The organism is Lysinibacillus sp. NPDC098008 (assembly GCF_044760715.1).
Lineage (GTDB): Bacteria > Bacillota > Bacilli > Bacillales_A > Planococcaceae > Lysinibacillus.
In genome coordinates this window covers 370,041-389,829 of sequence record NZ_JBIWBA010000001.1, presented here as the reverse complement: position 1 = coordinate 389,829, position 19,789 = coordinate 370,041, and the positions used below count along the sequence as shown (strand labels likewise).

24 protein-coding genes are annotated in these 19,789 nt (G+C 39.6%); 21 read left to right on the top strand and 3 right to left on the bottom strand.

Annotation, left to right across the window (positions count from 1 at the left end; all coding sequences use genetic code 11):
* Window positions 1–24: 24 nt before the first annotated feature.
* Window positions 25–996 carry a DUF1385 domain-containing protein gene (locus tag ACIQVU_RS01915; RefSeq protein WP_340806372.1) on the bottom strand — a complete coding sequence of 324 codons (972 nt, stop codon included), beginning with the start codon at window positions 994–996 and terminating at the stop codon, window positions 25–27.
* 111 nt (window positions 997–1,107) lie between these two features.
* On the opposite strand from ACIQVU_RS01915, the gene ACIQVU_RS01910 reads away from it, so the two are divergent.
* The 14 genes from ACIQVU_RS01910 (at window position 1,108) to ACIQVU_RS01845 (ending at window position 10,524) form a co-directional block, all read left to right on the top strand.
* Entirely contained in the window at window positions 1,108–1,533 is a 426-nt protein-coding gene (locus ACIQVU_RS01910; RefSeq protein ID WP_340806370.1) for a hypothetical protein, read from the top strand.
* Between the two features lie 62 nt (window positions 1,534–1,595).
* Window positions 1,596–2,030 (top strand): type II 3-dehydroquinate dehydratase, encoded by a 435-nt coding sequence (aroQ, locus tag ACIQVU_RS01905; protein ID WP_340806368.1) that lies wholly within the window; start codon window positions 1,596–1,598, stop codon window positions 2,028–2,030.
* A 2-nt stretch (window positions 2,031–2,032) separates the two neighbouring features.
* On the top strand, window positions 2,033–3,094 hold the full coding sequence (locus ACIQVU_RS01900) for a M24 family metallopeptidase (RefSeq protein WP_402893501.1): 1,062 nt from the start codon (window positions 2,033–2,035) through the stop codon (window positions 3,092–3,094).
* A gap of 17 nt (window positions 3,095–3,111) precedes the next feature.
* Window positions 3,112–3,669: an elongation factor P gene (efp, locus tag ACIQVU_RS01895; protein ID WP_340806366.1), complete on the top strand. Its 558-nt coding sequence runs from the start codon at window positions 3,112–3,114 to the stop codon at window positions 3,667–3,669.
* 316 nt (window positions 3,670–3,985) lie between these two features.
* The gene (locus tag ACIQVU_RS01890) at window positions 3,986–4,996 is read left to right on the top strand and encodes an NAD(P)H-dependent flavin oxidoreductase (protein ID WP_340806364.1); all 1,011 of its coding nucleotides are present in this window, start codon (window positions 3,986–3,988) and stop codon (window positions 4,994–4,996) included.
* A gap of 91 nt (window positions 4,997–5,087) precedes the next feature.
* A complete protein-coding gene (locus ACIQVU_RS01885) occupies window positions 5,088–5,297 on the top strand; it encodes a hypothetical protein (RefSeq protein WP_012295089.1) in 210 nt (69 codons plus the stop codon).
* Between the two features lie 5 nt (window positions 5,298–5,302).
* Window positions 5,303–5,680, top strand: coding sequence for a hypothetical protein (locus tag ACIQVU_RS01880; RefSeq protein ID WP_340806352.1), 378 nt, complete (start codon window positions 5,303–5,305; stop codon window positions 5,678–5,680).
* A 12-nt stretch (window positions 5,681–5,692) separates the two neighbouring features.
* Window positions 5,693–6,604, top strand: a complete 912-nt coding sequence (locus ACIQVU_RS01875; RefSeq protein WP_402893496.1) for a stage III sporulation protein AE — start codon at window positions 5,693–5,695, stop codon at window positions 6,602–6,604.
* A 1-nt stretch (window position 6,605) separates the two neighbouring features.
* Window positions 6,606–6,749: a hypothetical protein gene (locus ACIQVU_RS01870; protein ID WP_402893494.1), complete on the top strand. Its 144-nt coding sequence runs from the start codon at window positions 6,606–6,608 to the stop codon at window positions 6,747–6,749.
* A gap of 62 nt (window positions 6,750–6,811) precedes the next feature.
* On the top strand, window positions 6,812–7,231 hold the full coding sequence (locus tag ACIQVU_RS01865) for a hypothetical protein (protein ID WP_402893492.1): 420 nt from the start codon (window positions 6,812–6,814) through the stop codon (window positions 7,229–7,231).
* Entirely contained in the window at window positions 7,232–7,786 is a 555-nt protein-coding gene (locus tag ACIQVU_RS01860) for a SpoIIIAH-like family protein (RefSeq protein WP_340806348.1), read from the top strand.
* Window positions 7,787–7,987: 201 nt separating this feature from the next.
* Window positions 7,988–8,485, top strand: coding sequence for an acetyl-CoA carboxylase biotin carboxyl carrier protein (gene accB / locus ACIQVU_RS01855; RefSeq protein WP_340806347.1), 498 nt, complete (start codon window positions 7,988–7,990; stop codon window positions 8,483–8,485).
* A 14-nt stretch (window positions 8,486–8,499) separates the two neighbouring features.
* Window positions 8,500–9,867, top strand: a complete 1,368-nt coding sequence (accC, locus tag ACIQVU_RS01850) for an acetyl-CoA carboxylase biotin carboxylase subunit (RefSeq protein WP_340806346.1) — start codon at window positions 8,500–8,502, stop codon at window positions 9,865–9,867.
* Window positions 9,868–10,110: 243 nt separating this feature from the next.
* A complete protein-coding gene (locus ACIQVU_RS01845) occupies window positions 10,111–10,524 on the top strand; it encodes an Asp23/Gls24 family envelope stress response protein (protein ID WP_340806344.1) in 414 nt (137 codons plus the stop codon).
* A gap of 126 nt (window positions 10,525–10,650) precedes the next feature.
* Here ACIQVU_RS01845 and ACIQVU_RS01840 read toward each other — a convergent pair whose 3' ends face one another.
* Window positions 10,651–11,100 carry a hypothetical protein gene (locus ACIQVU_RS01840; RefSeq protein ID WP_402893487.1) on the bottom strand — a complete coding sequence of 150 codons (450 nt, stop codon included), beginning with the start codon at window positions 11,098–11,100 and terminating at the stop codon, window positions 10,651–10,653.
* A 204-nt stretch (window positions 11,101–11,304) separates the two neighbouring features.
* Window positions 11,305–12,474, bottom strand: a complete 1,170-nt coding sequence (locus tag ACIQVU_RS01835) for an MFS transporter (RefSeq protein ID WP_402893484.1) — start codon at window positions 12,472–12,474, stop codon at window positions 11,305–11,307.
* 298 nt (window positions 12,475–12,772) lie between these two features.
* On the opposite strand from ACIQVU_RS01835, the gene nusB reads away from it, so the two are divergent.
* The 7 genes from nusB to ACIQVU_RS01800 all read left to right on the top strand — a co-directional run bounded on the left by nusB (window position 12,773) and on the right by ACIQVU_RS01800 (window position 19,763).
* Entirely contained in the window at window positions 12,773–13,156 is a 384-nt protein-coding gene (gene nusB, locus ACIQVU_RS01830) for a transcription antitermination factor NusB (protein WP_340806339.1), read from the top strand.
* A gap of 31 nt (window positions 13,157–13,187) precedes the next feature.
* Window positions 13,188–14,042, top strand: coding sequence for a bifunctional methylenetetrahydrofolate dehydrogenase/methenyltetrahydrofolate cyclohydrolase FolD (gene folD, locus ACIQVU_RS01825; protein ID WP_340806337.1), 855 nt, complete (start codon window positions 13,188–13,190; stop codon window positions 14,040–14,042).
* 362 nt (window positions 14,043–14,404) lie between these two features.
* Window positions 14,405–15,763, top strand: a complete 1,359-nt coding sequence (xseA, locus tag ACIQVU_RS01820; RefSeq protein WP_402893481.1) for an exodeoxyribonuclease VII large subunit — start codon at window positions 14,405–14,407, stop codon at window positions 15,761–15,763.
* Window positions 15,760–15,993, top strand: coding sequence for an exodeoxyribonuclease VII small subunit (locus ACIQVU_RS01815; protein ID WP_340806335.1), 234 nt, complete (start codon window positions 15,760–15,762; stop codon window positions 15,991–15,993). The genes xseA and ACIQVU_RS01815 overlap by 4 nt, the downstream gene beginning before the upstream one ends.
* A 3-nt stretch (window positions 15,994–15,996) precedes the next feature.
* A complete protein-coding gene (locus ACIQVU_RS01810) occupies window positions 15,997–16,878 on the top strand; it encodes a polyprenyl synthetase family protein (protein ID WP_340806334.1) in 882 nt (293 codons plus the stop codon).
* Window positions 16,879–17,043: 165 nt separating this feature from the next.
* Window positions 17,044–18,945 (top strand): 1-deoxy-D-xylulose-5-phosphate synthase, encoded by a 1,902-nt coding sequence (dxs, locus tag ACIQVU_RS01805; RefSeq protein WP_340806333.1) that lies wholly within the window; start codon window positions 17,044–17,046, stop codon window positions 18,943–18,945.
* A complete protein-coding gene (locus ACIQVU_RS01800) occupies window positions 18,945–19,763 on the top strand; it encodes a TlyA family RNA methyltransferase (protein WP_340806332.1) in 819 nt (272 codons plus the stop codon). Before dxs ends, ACIQVU_RS01800 begins: the two co-directional genes overlap by 1 nt.
* The last annotated feature ends 26 nt before the right edge of the window (window positions 19,764–19,789 follow it).

Below are 19,789 nucleotides of genomic sequence, written 5' to 3'. Positions count from 1 at the left end.
AACGTGTTCACTATTCGGGGTTTTTTAATCATGATGCAATGTTGCTGCGATTTCAGGTTTTTGTTCTACTTGACGTAGCATATTAAAGGATGCAATGGCTACTTCTACTTGATCGTCCTTTGGCTCGCGTGTTGTTAGTAATTGCAGCCATAAACCAGGGTAGCCAAGGAAGCGTAGCACAGGAAGGTTACGGCAAGCATTTGTTGCTTGTAATACTTCAAATGAAACGCCTAGGACAACAGGGATTAATAAAATACGGTCTACAATGCGTAGCCATAGTGGGTCAGTTGGCACGAAGAAGTATAAAAACATGCCGACAAAGACTGTGAAAAGGATAAAGCTACTACCACAACGATAGTGTAGACGTGATTGTGCTTGGACATTTTCTACTGTAATATCTAAGCCTGCCTCATAGCAGTTAATTACTTTGTGTTCAGCGCCATGGTATTGGAATACGCGTTTGATTAATGGCGTTAAAGAGATAAAGTATAAATAGATTAATAGTAATAGTAGTTTAAAACCACTTTCTAGTAAAATTTGTCCTGTTTTGCTGTCAATCCATTTGGAGAAAAAATCAGCGAGAAACACAGGAATCAGTGTAAAGGCAAATTTTCCAAATAAAAAGGATAGCACACCAACTACAGCAACTCCTAAGATCATTTGAAGCTTTGAGCCTTCTTCTTTATGGTCTTCTTCCTCACCAGGTGTTACATCATAACGATCTCCTGCAAATTGCATATGACGTGAGCCTAGGCCCGCTGATTCAATAAGGGCAACAACGCCTCGTACAAATGGTATTTTTTTAAGCTTTTGTAACATCGGTTTTTGTACTTTTTTAAAATGATAATAATCAATAGAATCATCGTTACGACGAATAGCCGTAACCGTATGTTCCTTTCCTCCAAACATCACACCCTCTAATTGTGCCTGTCCCCCGTATACAGGTGAATTGCTCAAGACCAACACCACTCTCTTTATATATTTCAACTGTATCATTGTACTAAATTTAGTGAAAAACCTCTAGAGTTACGCATAGTAAATTTTCTATATGGCTACACTAATCATACATTTTAGGCAATGATTTGTATGTGAAAAGGAGGATATACTGTGAGAGTAGCCGTGATTACAGCCCTAGTTAGCGCTTTTGTTTTGGCGTTGTGCTTAAAGGGGCTACATTATTTTCATCTTATTAAATGGCATCCAATTGGCTTTTATAAAAAGTGGAACTGGTTTGAAGAAAGCTCAAAATTATTTCAGTGGACTCTTTTTATTTTTCTGCTCTTTATTATTGGCTTATGCTTATATTTAACAATGCGCTATGTGTATGTGATTCCAGCCGTGTTTTCCTCGTTTTTACTAGGAGTTTTGGTGACGATTTCCATCGAGTGGATAGCATTAGATTTACCATTACAGCTTTCTTCCTTTAAAAAGCTGTCGATTCCATTTATCGTGATTGTAATTTGTCTATTGCGTTTTTTATTAGAAACCGCCAATTTTCATCAGCAGGAGCATACAGCACAAAAAGGAAATTAGTTGCTGTATGCGCCGTGTATGATAAAATAAATGACAAGTACATAGAAAGAGGGAATCGAAGCGTGAAGTTATTATGTTTGAATGGACCTAACTTAAATCGACTGGGCAAAAGAGAACCACATATTTATGGCTATGAAACATTAGATGATGTTCGGGAGAATCTTCAAAATCTTGCGGCTTCTTTAGGAGCTACAGTGGAATTCCGTCAATCCAATCATGAAGGGGTACTCGTTGATTGGGTGCATGAAGCGGAGGACGAAAAATACGATGGTATTATTTTTAATCCTGGTGCATATACCCATACAAGTATCGCACTACATGATGCGATTGCAGGGATTGCTGTGCCAGTAATTGAAGTACATATTTCGAATATCCATAAACGTGAAGCTTTCCGTCATCATTCCTATCTTGCTCCAGCCTGCCTTGGGCAAATTTGCGGGCTAGGTACGAAAGGCTATGAGCTGGCACTACGTACATTTATTGAGAGGGAGAATTGATTATGTTGAAATTACAAAAGCTACGTAAGGCACTTCAAGAACAAAACATCGATGGCATTTTAATTACAAATGGCTATAACCGTCGTTATATGACTGGTTTTACAGGGACAGCAGGCGTAGCAATTGTATCCCAAAATGATGCGGTGTTTATTACAGATTTTCGTTATACAGAGCAGGCTACTGCACAAGTACAGGACTTCCGAATTGTTCAGCATGAAGCAACAATTATTGAAGAAATTGCTAAACAGGTCAATGAAATGGGTATCAAATTATTGGGCTTTGAGAAAGATACTGTCAGCTATGGCACATATGAACTGTATAAAGCAACTATTCAAGCTGATTTAGTGCCGGTTTCTGGACTAATTGAAAAAATTCGCTTGATTAAGACGGAACAAGAGATTAATATTATTAAGGCTGCGTGTGAAATTGCTGATCACGCATTTACACATATTTTAGGCTTCATCAAGCCCGGTAAAACAGAGCTTGAGGTTTCGAATGAATTGGAATTTTTCATGCGTAAACAAGGAGCAACTCAGTCTTCGTTTGATACAATTGTTGCGTCTGGTCTTCGTTCAGCATTACCGCATGGCGTTGCAACGGATAAAGTAATTGAAAAGGGCGACTTTGTAACATTAGACTTTGGCGCACTCTACAATGGCTATATTTCGGATATTACACGTACGGTGGCAGTTGGAGAACCATCTGAAAAGTTAGTAGATATGTACAATGCAGTCCTTGCTTCACAGCTATTGGCACTTGAAAAAGTTGGCCCTGGCTTAACAGGTATTCAAGCGGATGCGATTGCACGTGACTACTTAAAGGAACAAGGATATGGCGAAGCATTTGGTCATTCTTTAGGACACGGTATTGGTCTTGAAGTACATGAAGGCCCTGGCTTGTCAATGCGTTCTGATACAGTATTAGAGCCAGGTATGGCCGTGACGATTGAACCAGGCGTTTATTTACCAGGAATCGGTGGCGTCCGTATCGAGGATGATATTTTAATTACAGAAACAGGTAATGAACGACTGACACATTCGTCAAAAGAACTTATTATTTTATAAACTTTGGAGGAACACAAATGATTTCAGTAAACGATTTCCGTACAGGTCTAACAATTATTGTGGATGGCCAATTATATCGCGTATTAGATTTCCAACACGTAAAACCAGGGAAGGGTGCTGCATTCGTGCGCTCTAAATTACGTAATCTACGTAATGGCTCTGTGAATGAAAAAACATTCCGTGCTGGTGAAAAAGTAGAGAAAGCACAAATTGATAACCGTAAAATGCAATATTTATATGCACAAGGTGACGAGCATGTATTTATGGACTTAGAATCATATGAGCAAACTGAGCTATCTTCAAATGCGATTGAATATGAATTAAAATTCCTAAAAGAAAACATGGAAGTGCATATCCAATCTTACCAAGGTGAAATGCTGGGTGTTGAATTACCGAACACTGTTGAGCTAGAAGTAACAGAAACAGAACCAGGTATTAAAGGTGATACAGCTTCAGGCGGTACAAAACCTGCAACACTTGAAACAGGTCTTATCGTACAAGTACCATTCTTCGTGAACCAAGGCGATGTATTAATCATTAACACAGAAGAAGGTTCTTACGTTTCTCGTGCATAATCAATATAAATATGTAGCCTGCTCTTTTTGCTAAAAGGGTGGGCTTTTATTTTATCTCGTATTAGCAAATATTTTTGTGCGAAGGCGACAAGCTGTAAAACCCACACGGATTAAAGATTTACTCTATAGCGGCAAATAGAAGCTTAGATGGAGCATAATTGATTTTTTCTTATACATATCACGTAAAAACTATTGGGGATTGTGCCATTGGATAGAGGAACGGTCACTTTTTTCTCGACAACCTTTAGCTTTCTATCATTAGATAGATGGTCAACGTTGGAAAAAGTGTTTACAATAGTAGTAAGGAGTGAGGGACATGTTACAAAAAATATTTGATATTCAATATCCAATTATTCAAGCACCAATGGCAGGCGTAACAACACCAACATTTGTGGCGGCTTGTGCTGAGGCGGGGCTATTAGGCTCAGTTGGTGCGGGTTACTTAGATGGCGAGCAAACAAAGCAATTTATTCAGGAAGTAAAGAAGTTAACGACAAAGCCTTTTGCAGTCAATTTATTTGTGCAAGAGGAGCCACAAATTGATATTGAGGTTTTACAACAAGCGCGTATGGCACTACAACCCTTTTATGATGAACTAGGACTATCACCTGTACAAAGTGTTGTGTCCAAAGAAGTTTTTGCAGGGCAGGTGCAAGCGATTATTGAGGAAAAGGTAGCCATTTGCTCCTTTACATTTGGCATTCCATCAGCCGAGGTTCTGCAACAGTTTAAGGACAATGGTATTTATACAATTGGTACAGCTACTACATTAGAAGAGGCAAAGCTTGTCGAGCAGGCAGGGGTAGATGCGGTTGTTTTACAGGGCGGAGAGGCTGGCGGTCATCGAGGCTCCTTTACGACAGCACCAGTGGAACTAATTCCTTTAGATGATTTACTACAGCAGGTAGCTGGGCAAATTACCATTCCAATTATTGCAGCAGGTGGACTTGTGACAAAAGAAGCCATTCAGAGAGCATTGGCAAACGGAGCACAAGCGGTTCAAATTGGCACAGCCTTACTCGTAGCAGAGGAATGTGAAATTTCGCCATTGTATAAAAATGCAGTATTGGCGTCGAAAGAACAGCAAACAACGGTTACGCGTGCATTTACAGGCAAACCAGCGAGAGGCTTAGCAAACACGTTTACACAGCAGATGCAGGATGCAACAGTAGCGCCCTATCCATTACAGCACTATTTAACAACAACGATTCGGAAGGAAAGTGCGGAGCAAGGCAATGCTGAATATTTATCGATGTGGATGGGAGAAAAAAGCTATCTCATTCAGCAAACAGGCACTGTTAAAAGCATTGTGGACAAGCTACTCTAAAAATTTTTGTCAAGAAGACTTCTATACATATGTATAGAGGTCTTTTTTTTTGTAGAGCAACATATATTGCTGTACACGAGGGGGCGTAGGAATGGAATTACAAGACGTATTAAGAGTTGCTGGAGTGGGACTAGTTGTTGCGCTTCTTCATGTTTTCTTTGATCAAACAGGGAAGAAGGAGTTCTCATTTTTCTTATTTTTTATTGCCTACTTATATATGACAGCAGAACTGCTCCGTTTTTTACGTCTATTTTTCAATGAAATTCTCACATTTTTCCAATGGCTAACATCATCTGGGTAGTGTAGATGGAAATTGTACTTGTTGCTGTTGTCATGCTGCTTTTATTACTGCTGATAAAAGAAGTTATACAGCCACTCCATGCGCTAATTAGTGTTATGTTTTCATTTTTGCTTTTTAGCATGTTGTTCTCGACACTTTTATTGCCATTTATGAAGCAGCTTTTAGAAACCTTGGCGTTTCTGCCTTATGCAAAAGCGATTTTAATAAGTGCTAGCTTGTTCTATGTAGGACAATGGGTGTCATTGCTGCTTGTAGAGCATCACTATAAAGTGCTCGGGAACATCGTTTTTGCCGCAGCGAAGATTGTGATTTTGATGTATTGGTTCAAAGAATTTTTGGCTGTTCTACAGGAGGTGTCGTCTATTTTACAAAGGCTAAACTAAGGAGCGAGGCCATTGCAGGAGCAAATACTATCGTTTTTAATCGACCCATTCTTTCTCTTGCTCAAGATGACACTCATGTTATGCAGCTATGTCGTCATTATATTAATTGTCAATATGGTCATACCAGCATTTGAAAAAGGGACAAGGATACTCTTTTTTCTAATTGTTTTAGCAACGATTGGTCCTGTTATTGTTAATTCCTTTACATTAATTGATGAAATTGCACAAGGACTAGCCCATTTATTTACAGCATTCTACCCGATTCTAACGTCAAGCTTTCTGCTATCCAGCAGTATTACAGCCATTGCCTCTTGGCAGCCCTTTTTACTGTTTTTTGTACAAGTTCTTACAATTGTTAGCAGTAAATGGCTTATTCCTGGCGTGCTTTTTGCCATTGTTTTTGATGTATGCAGTGTCATTGTGAAAGAAATATCTTTTACACGTATCGCAGAATTGATTCGCTTTACGATTATGAGCATCGTTTCTGCCTCTGTTATATGCTATGTGCTATTAATGACGGCAAGCGGTGTAGCAGCATTTAGTGTCAATGCCGCTGTAGCAGAGCCTGTTAAAAAATTAATTGAAGAAAATATTCCTGTTGTCGGGTCTTTTATTGTTGATAGCTTTTCCATGTTTCAGCATATGACACAATTTACATCCTCCATTACAAGTATTAGTGCCTTTATCGCTGTTATTACAGTGTCCTTTATTCCAACCATTCAACTAATTGTTAGTGCCTATTCATTAAAAATGCTGGCTGCTATTTTAGAGCCGATTGCTTTTGATGATATTTGTCGATTGCTTGATCAAGTAAGTAAATCACTCTTTACGCTATGTGCTGTATCATTTTTGATTGCTTTTTCATTTATGTTTTCTTGTTTTTTCCTGATTGTGTTTGTACAAGTAATGGCAGGGGGGAGATAGAGTGATTCTGTTAGTAGCATTGCTTTTTATATGCCAGCTATTTGTCTTTTTAACGGATGATAAAGATATCATTTCACTCACCAAATTGGTCATTACATTAGTATTTTTACAATTGCTATTAAAGATTCCATTTATCAATTCATAGGAAGAAACAAGCGTACATACACTTGAAAAAGAGAAGATGAAAGGAGGCCATGTACAAGTGATGTGGAAAAGACACGCAAAAAAACAACGTCATTGATGGTTTTCATACTTATAACTGCCTCCGTGGGAATTTTCATCATTTTACCAATGTATCAAACGAATTCAACAAACGACAAGCAATCGCCGCTCACAAATGAAGAAAAATTGGAACAAACATTAAAGGCTATGGAAGGTGTTGGGGAGGTCAAAGTCTATTTTTATTATGGAGAGATGACAGATGAGCAGGGTGACAATAAACTATTTAGCCAATATTTTCGAGGGACTGAGCAGGGCACAAAAAACGTAACAGGTATGTTAGTTGTGTCAGAAGGTGCGTCCGATATTTTTGTGAAAAATGAAATTCGTGCAGTTGTGAGTCAGGTGATGCAGCTGCCAATTCATCGAATTATTATTGTTCCAATGGAAAATAAGGAGGAAAAGTAAATGCGCGTACGTAGAAGAACAGTTTGGTTTATGACATTATTAAGTTTAGTAGCAGTTATTTCAGTCTATTATTTGGTTGATCCAGCAAAGCAGTTTAATGGGCTTACTATTTTTACGGATGATACATTACAGCAAACAGCCGTAACAGGTGTAACAGATCAGGAAGCAACAAACGATGTCACACAAGAAGTATCCTCACCAAGTCATCTATTTGAAGAAATGCGTATGCAAGTTAGTGATGAAAGAAGTCAGCTTCGTGAGCAATTAACTCAAAAAATTGCATCAGAGGAATATTCTGCTGAGGAGAAAAACGAGGCATTTAATGAAATGGATGGTCTGATTAAGCGCGAATCAGCAGAAGCGATGCTTGAAATGCTCATTAAATCATTAGGTTATTCTGATGCATTTGTTCGTGCTGACGGCGAAAAAATTTCTGTTACAGTGATGGCGGAGGAACTATCAAAGGCGCAAGCAAATGAAATTATTTATCTTGTTAGAACAGAGATGGAAGGCGCGAGTGATGTACAAGTAAAGTTCAGTGCTAATAATTATTAAAAAGTGCAGAAAAGTACAAATATTTAGTTTGCTTTTAAAACATTGTTATATAGCAGCGCTATGAAAAGGCTTTCGTTTAGTAAAAGAAAGCCTTTTATTTTGTTCATATTTACTTAATTTTCATTTAACTATTTCAAATTGATTCGAAAAAATATAGAATAGTTAGTGGTAGTAGATTTTATTTCAGAAGGAGAGTTAGAAATGTTCAAAATTCAAGAAATTCGTGAAATTATTAAATTAGTCGATGCGTCTTCCATTGATGAGTTTGTTTATGAAGTAGATGGCGCAAAAGTAAAATTAAAGAAAAATAATGCTGTAGTGACAGAAACTGTAGCACCTAAAAAGGAAGTAGCGGCTCCTGTTGTACAACAAACTGCACCAGTAGAAGCACCAGCAGCACCAGCGCCAGCTAAGGTAGAGGAAGCGCCAGCTGCAGCACCTGCAACCAATGACCCATCGTTACATAAAATTGTATCTCCAATGGTTGGGACGTTCTATCAAGCACCAAACCCAGATTCACCAGCTTATGTAAAAGTAGGGGACAAAGTAGGCAACGAAACAATTGTATGTATCGTAGAGGCGATGAAATTATTCAACGAAATCGAAGCAGAGGTACAAGGGGAAATCGTTGAAGTGCTTGTAAAAGACGGAGAATTAGTAGAATACGGTCAACCATTATTCCTTGTAAAAGCTGAGTAAGGAGTGCAAAACCCATGAAAAAAGTGTTAATTGCCAACCGCGGCGAAATCGCTGTGCGTATTATTCGTGCTTGTAAAGAGCTAGGCATTCAATCGGTGGCTGTCTACTCGGAGGCAGATGCAGACGCATTACATGTGAAATTAGCCGATGAAGCATATTGTATCGGACCAAAATTATCAAAAGATTCATACCTTAGTTTTCCAGCCCTGCTAAGTGTGGCTGAAAAAACAGGGGCAAATGGGATCCATCCAGGTTACGGATTTGTCGCTGAAAATGCTGATTTTGCAGAGGCGTGTGAAAACGCAGGCATTAAATTTATCGGACCATCCTCTGACTCCATTAAAATTATGGGGATTAAGGATGTTGCTCGCACAACAATGGAAGCAGCAGGCGTGCCGCTTGTGCCGGGGACAGGCATTGTACCCGATATTGAAACAGGAAAAGAGTGGGCAGCGAACATCGGCTACCCTGTCATTATTAAAGCAACGGCTGGCGGCGGCGGAAAAGGGATTCGTGTCGCGCGTACAGAGGAAGACCTTGTCAAAGGCATTGATATTACGCAAAAAGAGGCGGCTGCAGCATTCGGCAACCCGGGCGTGTATTTAGAGAAATTTATCGAGTATTTCCGTCACTGTGAAATCCAAGTGCTTGCAGATAGCCATGGCAATGTGGTGCATTTAGGCGAGCGTGACTGCACGGTACAGCGTCGTATGCAAAAGCTAGTGGAGGAAGCGCCATCCCCAGCATTATCGGAGGAGCGTCGCGCAGAAATGGGCGAGGCAGCGGTCAAAGCAGCAAAAGCATGTAACTATGAAGGTGCAGGGACAATTGAGTTTATTTACGATTATCAGGAGGACAAGTTCTACTTTATGGAAATGAATACACGTATCCAAGTAGAGCATCCTGTCACAGAAATGATTACAGGCGTTGACCTTGTCCAGCAACAATTAAAGATTGCCTCTGGTGAGGCATTACCATTTCAACAAGAGGATATTCAAATAAAGGGTTGGGCGATTGAATGCCGTATTAATGCAGAGAATGCCTATAAAAACTTTATGCCATCAGCAGGCACGGTGGAAACCTATGTGACACCAGGTGGCTATGGCGTTCGTATTGATTCGGCTGTGTATGCAGGCTATACGATTCCACCATACTACGATTCAATGGTCGCAAAGCTGATTGTGCATGCAGATACACGTGAAGAGGCGATTGCGAAAATGAACCGTGCCCTTAGCGAATTCGAAGTAGCGGGCCCTGGTATTCATACAACGATTCCATTCCACCAAGCACTGATGAACAATGATGTCTTCAAATCCGCACAATTCAATACAAAGTTCTTGGAAGAGAATGATGTGTTAGGTGTAGCTGAATCAGTTAAGTAAGCGTTTGCGATTTTAAAACCTTCTAACTTTTAGTAGTTAGGAGGTTTTTGTTTATTTGAATTACTGGTGTTAAATGTATTGATTAGATTGTGAAAGTTATCGAATAAAAAATAGGCTTTATCGCCCAATTTTTTAAATTTATCGGATAAAATGGCTTTCGACAGCCAAACGTTCTTTTTTATAGTATAATAAATGTAAGTACAGCATTTGTTTGTGATGTGCAAGGGAAAGGATGATATTTGTATGGCAGAGAAAGTAGGACAATCTTTCGTACAACCAACACCTTCTGGAAAAGAAGAGCTGGGGAAAATAGAGGTTGCGGCTGAAGTAATCGAGATTGTAGCGGGAATCGCAGTAAATGAGGTTGAAGGTATTGCTGCAACGCGTGGCAATATTGCTACAGGTGTTGCTGAACGTTTTGGCAAAAAAGTACACAATAAAGGCATTAAATCAGGTGTAACAGAAACTGGTGATATTGCAATCGATGTATTTTGCTCTGTGAAATATGGATATACCATTCCTAAGGTCGCAAAGGAAGTACAAACGCAAATACGTCAAGCAATTTTTCATATGACGGCACTCGAAACAGCGGAAGTGAATGTACATATTACAGGCATTCATTTTGAAAAAGAAGAAGCAACAGCACAGGAATCATAAATAAGCAATTTGATAAAATAACATAACACATTTAATTAGGCTACTTAGTAACCGTATTCTACGGAGTTAAGTAGCCTAAATTGCTGATGAATGATGTCTTTTGAATCATCCTTTGCTTTTAGGAAGTTAGTTAGTAATTTTAAGTAAGTCATCTAAATCGCCTTTAACAAGTTCATATTCTTTTGCGTGAATGTTCAGCATTTCATCTTTAGAAATTAATAGATTAATGGGATTAGTAGGATGATCGTTATCAGTGAAAACTATTTTATAATAGGAGTTCGAAGCATCCGAGCTTTTAAATAATGTCCGCTTTACCTCCCAATTATTTAACATGCTGCGTACTTCCTTATATAACGCATCCTCTTTAGTTGCGATTAATATACTTTTGTTATCGACACCACCATTCATTTCCCAAACAGTAATACTGTCAACAACTTCTTCAAATTTATCAGGGTTTGTAACGAGTTCATCTACAAGACTCTTTGTTCCATATTCTGCATAAAATAGAATACCAGTTATACAAAGGGCAAGAATAGTGGCTGCAACTACCAGGTTAAATCGCTTACTTCTTCGCATAACGTAGCACCTCCCAAGTTGTGAAAATACATCTTCTGGTTTATTTTACCTAAATTTCAGACAGAAGTGAAATAAATCTATTTCTCTTCTGTCTGTGAGCATAGAAAAACCTCTAAAATGACGTTGTGTGTACACACTCACCTTAGAGGTATTTTATGTGATATAGATGAACCCACTTCCTATGATAAGGGGCAATCCTTTGTCTTATAATTCAATATGTTTGGGCTTTCGCCAAAACATCGCTAATATTACGCCAAGCGCTAAAACGATGGTTGCAAAATAATATGGATAGTTTAAATCGATATCGAATAATTTACCACCTAAAATAGGTCCGAATATATTGCCAAGGCTTGTAAACATGGAGTTCATGCCCCCAACAAAGCCTTGCTCATTGCCTGCGATTTTAGATAAATAGGATGTAATGGCAGGGCGTATTAAGTCGAAGCCTACAAAAATAAAGAATGTCACAAATAATATAGCGAAATAATGACTAACAATCGTCATCGCAAATGTTAAAACAGCTGATAAAATAAGCGAGTAGCGAATAACATTGATTTCTCCCATTTTCTTTGTTAGCCAATCAAATAGCATTAATTGTGCCAATGCACCAATAATACCGCTTCCTGTAATAATAATGGCGATATCTGTTGGTGTGAAGGCAAATTTATGGTCAACAAATAAGCTAAAAAGCGATTCGAAGGCTGCAAGACCAAACGATAGCACAAAAATAAGAATAAATGGAATAAAATAAAGCGGGGTAAACACTCGCTTGACGCTGCCAAGCATAGAAGGTGTAGCCTCCTCCTTGTCTTCAACACGCGTTGGTTCCTTTAAGAATGATAGTGATAGAAGGGCGGCGATAAAGCCTAGTACCCCAGCAGCATAAAAGGGAATACGTGTCCCATATTCAGCTAAAAATCCACCAAGCCCAGGCCCAATAATAAACCCTGTACTAATTGCTGCACTCATATAGCCAAGAGCCTTTGGACGCTGTGCCATTGTTGTAATATCCGCAATATAGGCAGTTACCGCTGGCATAATAAAGGCTGCGCTAATGCCACCTAGCATACGAGAGATAAATAAAACTTCAACTGAGCGGCCAAGCCCAAATAGTAGCTCTGAAAGACCAAAAATAAAAAGACCTGCGACAATCATGACTTTACGACCGATACGATCGACCAATTTCCCTGCAATTGGCGATACAATTAGCTGTGTAATGGCAAAGGCTGCTACCATAAAGCCAACGACAGAGCCTGAAATATGAAGCTCATTCATAAGAGTTGGCAGTACAGGAATTACTAAGCCAATACCTAAAAAGGCAATAAAGAGATTGGATAATAAAATTGCTAGTGTTACATGTTGTTTCTTGCTCATAACTTTCTCCTTTAAAACGATATCTAGAATATGTCCATGTAATACAATAACCCCTATAGTAACTATAGGGTCAAAGGATTTGTTTATATTTTTTCATTGCTTGAGGTTTTAGGAAAAGCTTCTTCATGAGGAATCGCCAATTGTCTGTGTGCAATGCTGCTACTTGATTGGTGAAAAATAAATAGTTAATTTAGGTAAAAAAAGGTTTCAGATTATTGAAAACTTGCTTGAAATCGTGTTTCTCTGGCGATTTTATGCTATTATAAACGTTAATGCCACTTAAGAAGGAGAGCTTTACATGAAACGACATGAGGCACGCGAAAAAGCGTTGCAAGTATTGTTTCAGCTAGACAATACAGATTTAACAGTTGAAGAAGCAATGGCCCATATTAAAGGTCAACCGACAAATGTCTTCTACGAAAAGATTGTTACTGGAACAGCTGAACATTTGGAGGAAATTGATGCTACTTTAGAGCAGCATCTTGAAAAGTGGTCACTTGCTCGTCTGCCGAAAATTGAAAGAACGGTTTTACGCCTAGCTGTATACGAGCTATTGTACATGCCTGAAACACCAAAAAGAGTAGTGCTGAATGAAGCAATTGAGTTATGTAAAACATTTGGCGATGATGGGTCATCTAAATTCGTCAATGGTGTACTTTCTAAATTTACAGAACAAGAATAATGTGTTGAATTGGAAGGAGTAACGAAGGTTTATGTCGAGTACAATTATTAATGGTAAAGAAATTGGTCAAGAAATTCGTAATGCGGTAGCGGAGCGCGTTAACCGTCTAAAGGAGCGCGGGGTAACACCTGGCTTAGCGGTTGTTTTAGTTGGAGATAACCAAGCCTCAGCTACATATGTGAGAAATAAACAAAAATCTTGTGAAGCGATTGGGATGTTTTCAGAGCTTGTAAAACTGCCAGAGGAAACGACACAAGAGGAATTATTAACACAAATTCAATTACTCAATCAACGTGAGGATATTCATGGTATTTTAGTACAATTGCCACTGCCAAAGCATATTGATGAGGATACAGTGATTGCGACAATCGCTGTTGAGAAAGATGTGGATGGCTTCTCACCTGTTAGCGTTGGGAAAATGATGCTTGGCCAAGAAACATTTTTACCTTGTACACCATTTGGCGTGATGAAGCTTCTTGAGTATTCAGGAATTGACATCGCAGGCAAGCATGCTGTTATCGTAGGGCGCAGTCATATCGTTGGTAAGCCAATGGGACAACTATTATTGCAAAAGGATGCAACGGTGACGTATACACATTCTAAAACGCCAGATTTACCTTCATTTACAAAGCAAGCAGATATTTTGATAGCTGCTGTGGGACGTGCAAACTTTATTACAAAAGAGCATGTAAAAGAGGGGGCGGTTGTGATTGATGTTGGTATTAACCGTGACGACAATAACAAGCTTTGTGGCGATGTAAACTTTACAGAGGTAGAAGGTGTTGCATCTGCTATTACTCCTGTACCAGGCGGTGTTGGTCCAATGACCATCACAATGTTACTATTCAACACAGTGCAAGCAGCTGAAAATACGCTTGCAAAATAAATATGATAGGAAAGGTCATTTCAACGGTTGTTTTGAGAGGCCTTTAGACTGTTGCTAAAGGCATCGAGCTTAAATTTCTCGATGCCTTTTAGCATTGTTCCATAGTAACGAAATAGAAGAGCTTATGTTTCATTTTAAGATGACTTTTAGAGCGTAAATGTGGAACTTTTTCTGTGATGTATTATCCTCAACGGTTTCTAATAGTGAGAAAGCATGTGAATATGCTATAGTTGGTTGTCAGTAGCGTACAAGACAACTATTTTTTCTAGCGAAACTGCATTTTGACACGTCAATCACCATAAAAAATGGTATGATAGGTGTAGTTTTGCGAAAAACTTGATTTTAGTAAAGGAGCCGAAAATATGTCCTCTGCTTCTTATTTAACAGTAAAAGCATTAACAAAATATATTAAACGAAAATTTGATGCTGATCCACATTTACGTGAGGTGTATGTAAAGGGTGAGCTATCAAATGTGAAGCTTCATCAATCAGGTCATATTTACTTTACATTAAAGGATGATGGAGCACGAATTGCGGCTACAATGTTTAAAACCGCAGCTACAAAATTAGCATTTGAACCAAAGGAAGGCATGCAAGTATTTATTCGCGGTGATGTAAACGTTTACGAAAACTATGGAGCCTACCAGCTCTATGTGCAGGAAATGCAGCCTGATGGCATTGGTAGCTTATTTGTTGCCTTTCATCAATTAAAAGAACAGCTACAAAAAGAAGGGCTATTCAAGCCTGAGTGGAAACAGTCAATTCCAACATTTCCTGAAACAATTGGTGTCTTAACATCCACAACAGGAGCGGCGATTCGGGATATTTGTACAACGTTAAACAGACGTTACCCGCTTGCGAAAGTGCTGATCTACCCAACGCTTGTTCAAGGAGCACAGGCAGCACCTAATATTGTGGAAAATATTGAACGTGCCAATATGGATGCACAATGTGATGTGCTAATTGTTGGACGAGGTGGAGGCTCCATTGAAGATTTATGGGCTTTTAATGAGGAGATTGTAGCACGCGCCATTTTTGACAGTCGCATTCCTATTATTAGTGCAGTTGGTCATGAAACAGATACAACTATTGCAGATTATGTCGCTGATTTACGTGCACCTACACCAACAGCAGCAGCTGAAATAGCTGTGCCAGACCAAATGGAGCTTTATCAGCGGGTGCTTACACAGCAATCACAGCTTTATCAAATGGTTCGGTCGCAACTTCTGGCTGAGCGACAGCGTCTAAATAAGCTCCAACAGTCGTACCCTTTGGCAATGCCCGAAAGACTCTACCGACCATTTACGGAAAAGTTGGCACAGCTTGATACGGACTTGCAAAAAGCGATGCAGGTAGATTTAATGAGAAAAACGGCGCAACTTCAGCAGTTACATAGTGCGGTGGAGCAGCATTCACCTAAAAAAGCACTGGCCTTCCATCAACGGGAGCTTGAAGCGCAAGTGCAACAATTAACACGCGCTGTAACGTATTATGTGACAAGGCAGCAGCAGCAATTTGAGGCAACGGTTAGAACACTGGAAGCTTTAAATCCACTGGCGATTTTAACACGAGGCTTTACAGTAGCCTCTAAAGATCAGCAGGTGATTCAATCAGCTAATGAGGTGCAAAAGCAGGATCAGCTAACACTGACCTTCCATGATGGGCAGGTAATGGCTGAAGTGACGAATATCTTGCCAAAGAATGAGGGGGAATCGTTGTGACAGAAAAACAACAAACGTTTGCAGAGGCGATGGCAGCACTAGAAGAAATTGTTCGACAGCTAGAACAAGGCGATGTGCCGTTGGAAAATGCCATTGATTTATATAAGCAAGGAATGGAGCTATCAAAGTTTTGCCATTATAAGCTGCAACATGCAGAGGAACAGTTAGTATCCATTGTACAAGAAAATGGTGAAACAACAGCATTTGATCCATTAAAGGGAGAGAGCTAGCCAATGAATGAATCATTAAAATATTTTATCGAAAGCAATACACCACAAATTGAAGAAACAATGTTTGCGCTTGTTGAAAAAATTGAGGCGCCCGCTAATTTAAAGGACTCGATGCTCTATTCTTTAAAGGCTGGTGGTAAGCGTATTCGACCACTTTTTGTAGTAGCGGTACTTGAGCTCTATCGTCAACATTTACAGGATGGCTTCACGGTAGGCGCTGTGATTGAAATTATTCATACGTATTCTTTAATCCATGATGATTTACCAAGCATGGATAATGATGATTTTAGAAGGGGCAAGCCAACGAACCATAAAGTATATGGAGAGGCACTTGCCACGCTTGCAGGTGATGCCTTAAATACACTTGCATTCGGTATTTTAGCACGTATGGATATTGCTGCTGAAAAACGCATGGAGCTTGTCGAACTATTAAGTGTTGCAGCAGGAGCAGAGGGCATGGTTGGCGGACAGGTGCTTGATATGGAAGGTGAGCAACGTCAGCTTAATTTGGAAGAGCTTGAGCAGGTGCATGTTAATAAAACAGGTGCGCTGTTGCGATTTAGTATTGAAGCGGGAGCAGTATTAGCGGATGTTTCGGCGCAAGATCGTACAATCTTAAAAGAGTATGCACATCATATTGGTCTAGCCTTCCAGATTCAAGATGATATTTTAGATATTGAAGGCACAACAGAAGAGCTTGGCAAAACAGCTGGAAAGGATGTGGCTAGTGATAAAAGCACATATCCAGCTCTTTTAACATTAGAGGGAGCCAAAGCAAAGCTGGAGGAGCATTATCAACATGCCATTCATGCGCTGGATCAATTATCAATAGATGCCAGCTTATTGCGTGATTTTGCATCTTATATTGTTCATCGTAAAAACTAAGAGAAAAATCAAGGCGTTAAAGGAAAAGAATATGCTAGAATAGGTGAGAACATTTGCAAAATGCCAAACAATGAAGGGTTCATGCTTTTAGCATATTGATAACACTGTTATAATGGTGGAAACACAATTACGGTGAATATTTTATTGAAAAGGTGTGTGAGAAAGGTGGATTTAAATAAAATAACTAGTCCATCCTTTTTAAAAAACTTAAATAAGAGGGAGCTTGAGCAGCTTGCACAAGATATTCGTACCTTCTTAATTGAAAAATGTTCTGTCACAGGTGGGCATATTGGACCCAATTTAGGGGTTGTAGAGCTAACGATTATGCTGCATAAAATGTTTGACAGTCCAAAGGATAAGTTTTTATGGGATGTGGGCCACCAAGCTTACGTGCATAAAATTTTAACAGGTCGTGCGAGTCAATTTGACACACTACGTCAGTTCAAAGGGCTTTGTGGATTTCCAAAGCGCGTGGAGAGTGAACATGATGAGTGGGAAACAGGTCATAGCTCGACGTCCTTATCAGCAGCCATGGGTATGGCAGCAGCACGTGATATTAAGAAAGACAAAAACTTTGTTATTCCGATTATTGGGGATGGTGCATTAACAGGTGGCATGGCACTAGAAGCTTTAAATCATATTGGTCATGCCAAAACAAATATGATTGTTATCTTAAATGATAATGAAATGTCCATTGCGCCCAATGTTGGGGCTTTACACAATGTATTAGGACGTTTACGGACTGCAAAGGAATATTCAAAGGCGAAGGAAGAGCTAGAATCTTTAATGAATAAAATTCCTGTGCTTGGTGGCAAGCTTGCATCAACAGCAGAACGTGTAAAGGACAGCCTGAAATATTTAGTCGTATCGGGTGTATTTTTTGAGGAGCTAGGCTTTAAATATTTAGGGCCTATTGATGGGCATGATTTTGAGGCGCTTGAAACAACATTATCTCATGCCAAAAAAGTAAAAGGGCCTGTGCTTGTTCATGTCATTACAAAAAAAGGCAAAGGCTATAAGCCAGCTGAGGATGATACAATTGGTAACTGGCATGGCACAGGACCCTATAAAATTGAAAATGGTGCCTTTGTTAAATCGGAAACAAAAGGCCCTGCATGGAGTAGCTTAATTGCGGAAACGGTTCGTAAGATTGCCCGTGAGGATGAACGCGTTGTGACAATTACGCCTGCGATGCCTGTTGGCTCAAAGCTGCAAGGTATTCAAAAGGATTTTCCAAATCGTTTCTTTGATGTTGGGATTGCTGAGCAGCATGCATCGACAATGGCAGCAGGTTTAGCAACACAAAAAATGAAGCCATTTTTAGCGATTTATTCGACATTTCTGCAGCGTGCATATGACCAAGTGTTACATGATATTGCTCGTCCAAACTTAAATGTTTTTATCGGTATTGATCGTGCAGGCTTAGTTGGGGCAGATGGGGAAACACATCAGGGTGTCTTTGATATTGCGTTCCTACGCCATATTCCAAATATGACCATTATGATGCCAAAGGATGAAAACGAAGGTCAGCATATGGTGAAAACAGCGATTGATTATGATGGTGGTCCAATCGCTTTAAGATACCCGCGCGGTAATGGCATCGGTGTACCATTGGATGAGGAGCTTGTCGCTTTACCAATTGGTAGCTGGGAAGTGTTGCGTGAGGGGAAAGATGCAGCTATTTTAACATTTGGTACAACGATACCAATGGCAATGGCAGCAGCGGATATGCTGGCACAGCAAGGTATTGAAATTGAAGTGGTGAATGCGCGTTTTATCAAGCCGATGGATGAGGAGATACTACATCGTATTTTATCTAGCCATAAACCAATTTTAACGATTGAGGAAGCTGTTTTACAAGGTGGATTTGGTAGTGGGGTATTGGAATTTGCACACGACCATGGTTACTTACATGCGTTAATTGATCGTATCGGTATTCCAGATCAATATATTGAGCATGGCAATGTTGACCAGCTACTTGCGGAAATTCATATGACAGCAGAGGATACAGTGGCACGTATGCATGTATTACTTCAACAAAAACAGCAAGTAGGTTTGAATAAATAATGACAAAACAACCAAAAGAACGAGTAGACCTTTTACTTGTTGAGCGTGGATTGTGTGAAACAAGAGAGAAAGCCAAACGCTCCATTATGGCAGGGCTTGTTTTTTCAAATGAAATTCGCATTGATAAGGCAGGCGAAAAAATTGCGATTGACGCTCCACTGCAAGTAAAGGGCTCTGATTTAAAATATGTAAGCCGCGGTGGCTTAAAGCTAGAAAAGGCACTGCAAATTTTTGATATGTCTGTAGAGGGGAAGCTAATGCTTGATATTGGCTCCTCTACGGGCGGTTTTACGGATTGTGCCTTACAGCATGGTGCAAGACATTGCTATGCACTCGATGTAGGCTCTAACCAATTAGCATGGAAAATTCGCTCCGATGAACGTGTTACCGTGATGGAGAAAACGAATTTCCGCTATACAACTGCGGCAGACTTAACAGAGGGTTTGCCTGATTTTGCGACAATTGATGTTAGCTTTATTTCATTATCGTTAATTTTACCAGTGTTAAAAACATTGCTACTGCCAGGTGGCGATGTCATGGCATTGGTGAAGCCTCAGTTTGAAGCGGGCAAAGAGAAGGTTGGTAAAAAAGGTATTGTTCGCGATAAAAAGGTGCATCTTGAAGTGCTTGAAAAAACAGCTACTATGGCAACAGAGCTTGGCTTTGTGGTAAAGGATGCCTCCTTCTCACCCATTACAGGTGGGGAAGGGAATATTGAATTTTTATTCCATTTAGTGAATCCTATCGGGGAGGAAGAAATTCCTGCATATACAGCATTTAATGCACTCGTAGAAGAAGCGCATAATGCCTTGAAATAACACGTGCTCATATAAAGAGCCGTGTT

What these genes read in the sequence shown, in the direction of transcription:
- ACIQVU_RS01915 (WP_340806372.1), bottom strand. Translation starts at nt 996, where the DNA reads ATGATACAGTTGAAATATATAAAGAGAGTGGTGTTGGTCTTGAGCAAT.
- ACIQVU_RS01900 (WP_402893501.1), top strand. Translation starts at nt 2,033, where the DNA reads ATGTTGAAATTACAAAAGCTACGTAAGGCACTTCAAGAACAAAACATC.
- efp (WP_340806366.1), top strand. Translation starts at nt 3,112, where the DNA reads ATGATTTCAGTAAACGATTTCCGTACAGGTCTAACAATTATTGTGGAT.
- ACIQVU_RS01890 (WP_340806364.1), top strand. Translation starts at nt 3,986, where the DNA reads ATGTTACAAAAAATATTTGATATTCAATATCCAATTATTCAAGCACCA.
- ACIQVU_RS01885 (WP_012295089.1), top strand. Translation starts at nt 5,088, where the DNA reads ATGGAATTACAAGACGTATTAAGAGTTGCTGGAGTGGGACTAGTTGTT.
- ACIQVU_RS01880 (WP_340806352.1), top strand. Translation starts at nt 5,303, where the DNA reads ATGGAAATTGTACTTGTTGCTGTTGTCATGCTGCTTTTATTACTGCTG.
- ACIQVU_RS01860 (WP_340806348.1), top strand. Translation starts at nt 7,232, where the DNA reads ATGCGCGTACGTAGAAGAACAGTTTGGTTTATGACATTATTAAGTTTA.
- accB (WP_340806347.1), top strand. Translation starts at nt 7,988, where the DNA reads ATGTTCAAAATTCAAGAAATTCGTGAAATTATTAAATTAGTCGATGCG.
- accC (WP_340806346.1), top strand. Translation starts at nt 8,500, where the DNA reads ATGAAAAAAGTGTTAATTGCCAACCGCGGCGAAATCGCTGTGCGTATT.
- ACIQVU_RS01845 (WP_340806344.1), top strand. Translation starts at nt 10,111, where the DNA reads ATGGCAGAGAAAGTAGGACAATCTTTCGTACAACCAACACCTTCTGGA.
- ACIQVU_RS01840 (WP_402893487.1), bottom strand. Translation starts at nt 11,100, where the DNA reads ATGCGAAGAAGTAAGCGATTTAACCTGGTAGTTGCAGCCACTATTCTT.
- ACIQVU_RS01835 (WP_402893484.1), bottom strand. Translation starts at nt 12,474, where the DNA reads ATGAGCAAGAAACAACATGTAACACTAGCAATTTTATTATCCAATCTC.
- nusB (WP_340806339.1), top strand. Translation starts at nt 12,773, where the DNA reads ATGAAACGACATGAGGCACGCGAAAAAGCGTTGCAAGTATTGTTTCAG.
- folD (WP_340806337.1), top strand. Translation starts at nt 13,188, where the DNA reads ATGTCGAGTACAATTATTAATGGTAAAGAAATTGGTCAAGAAATTCGT.
- xseA (WP_402893481.1), top strand. Translation starts at nt 14,405, where the DNA reads ATGTCCTCTGCTTCTTATTTAACAGTAAAAGCATTAACAAAATATATT.
- ACIQVU_RS01810 (WP_340806334.1), top strand. Translation starts at nt 15,997, where the DNA reads ATGAATGAATCATTAAAATATTTTATCGAAAGCAATACACCACAAATT.
- ACIQVU_RS01800 (WP_340806332.1), top strand. Translation starts at nt 18,945, where the DNA reads ATGACAAAACAACCAAAAGAACGAGTAGACCTTTTACTTGTTGAGCGT.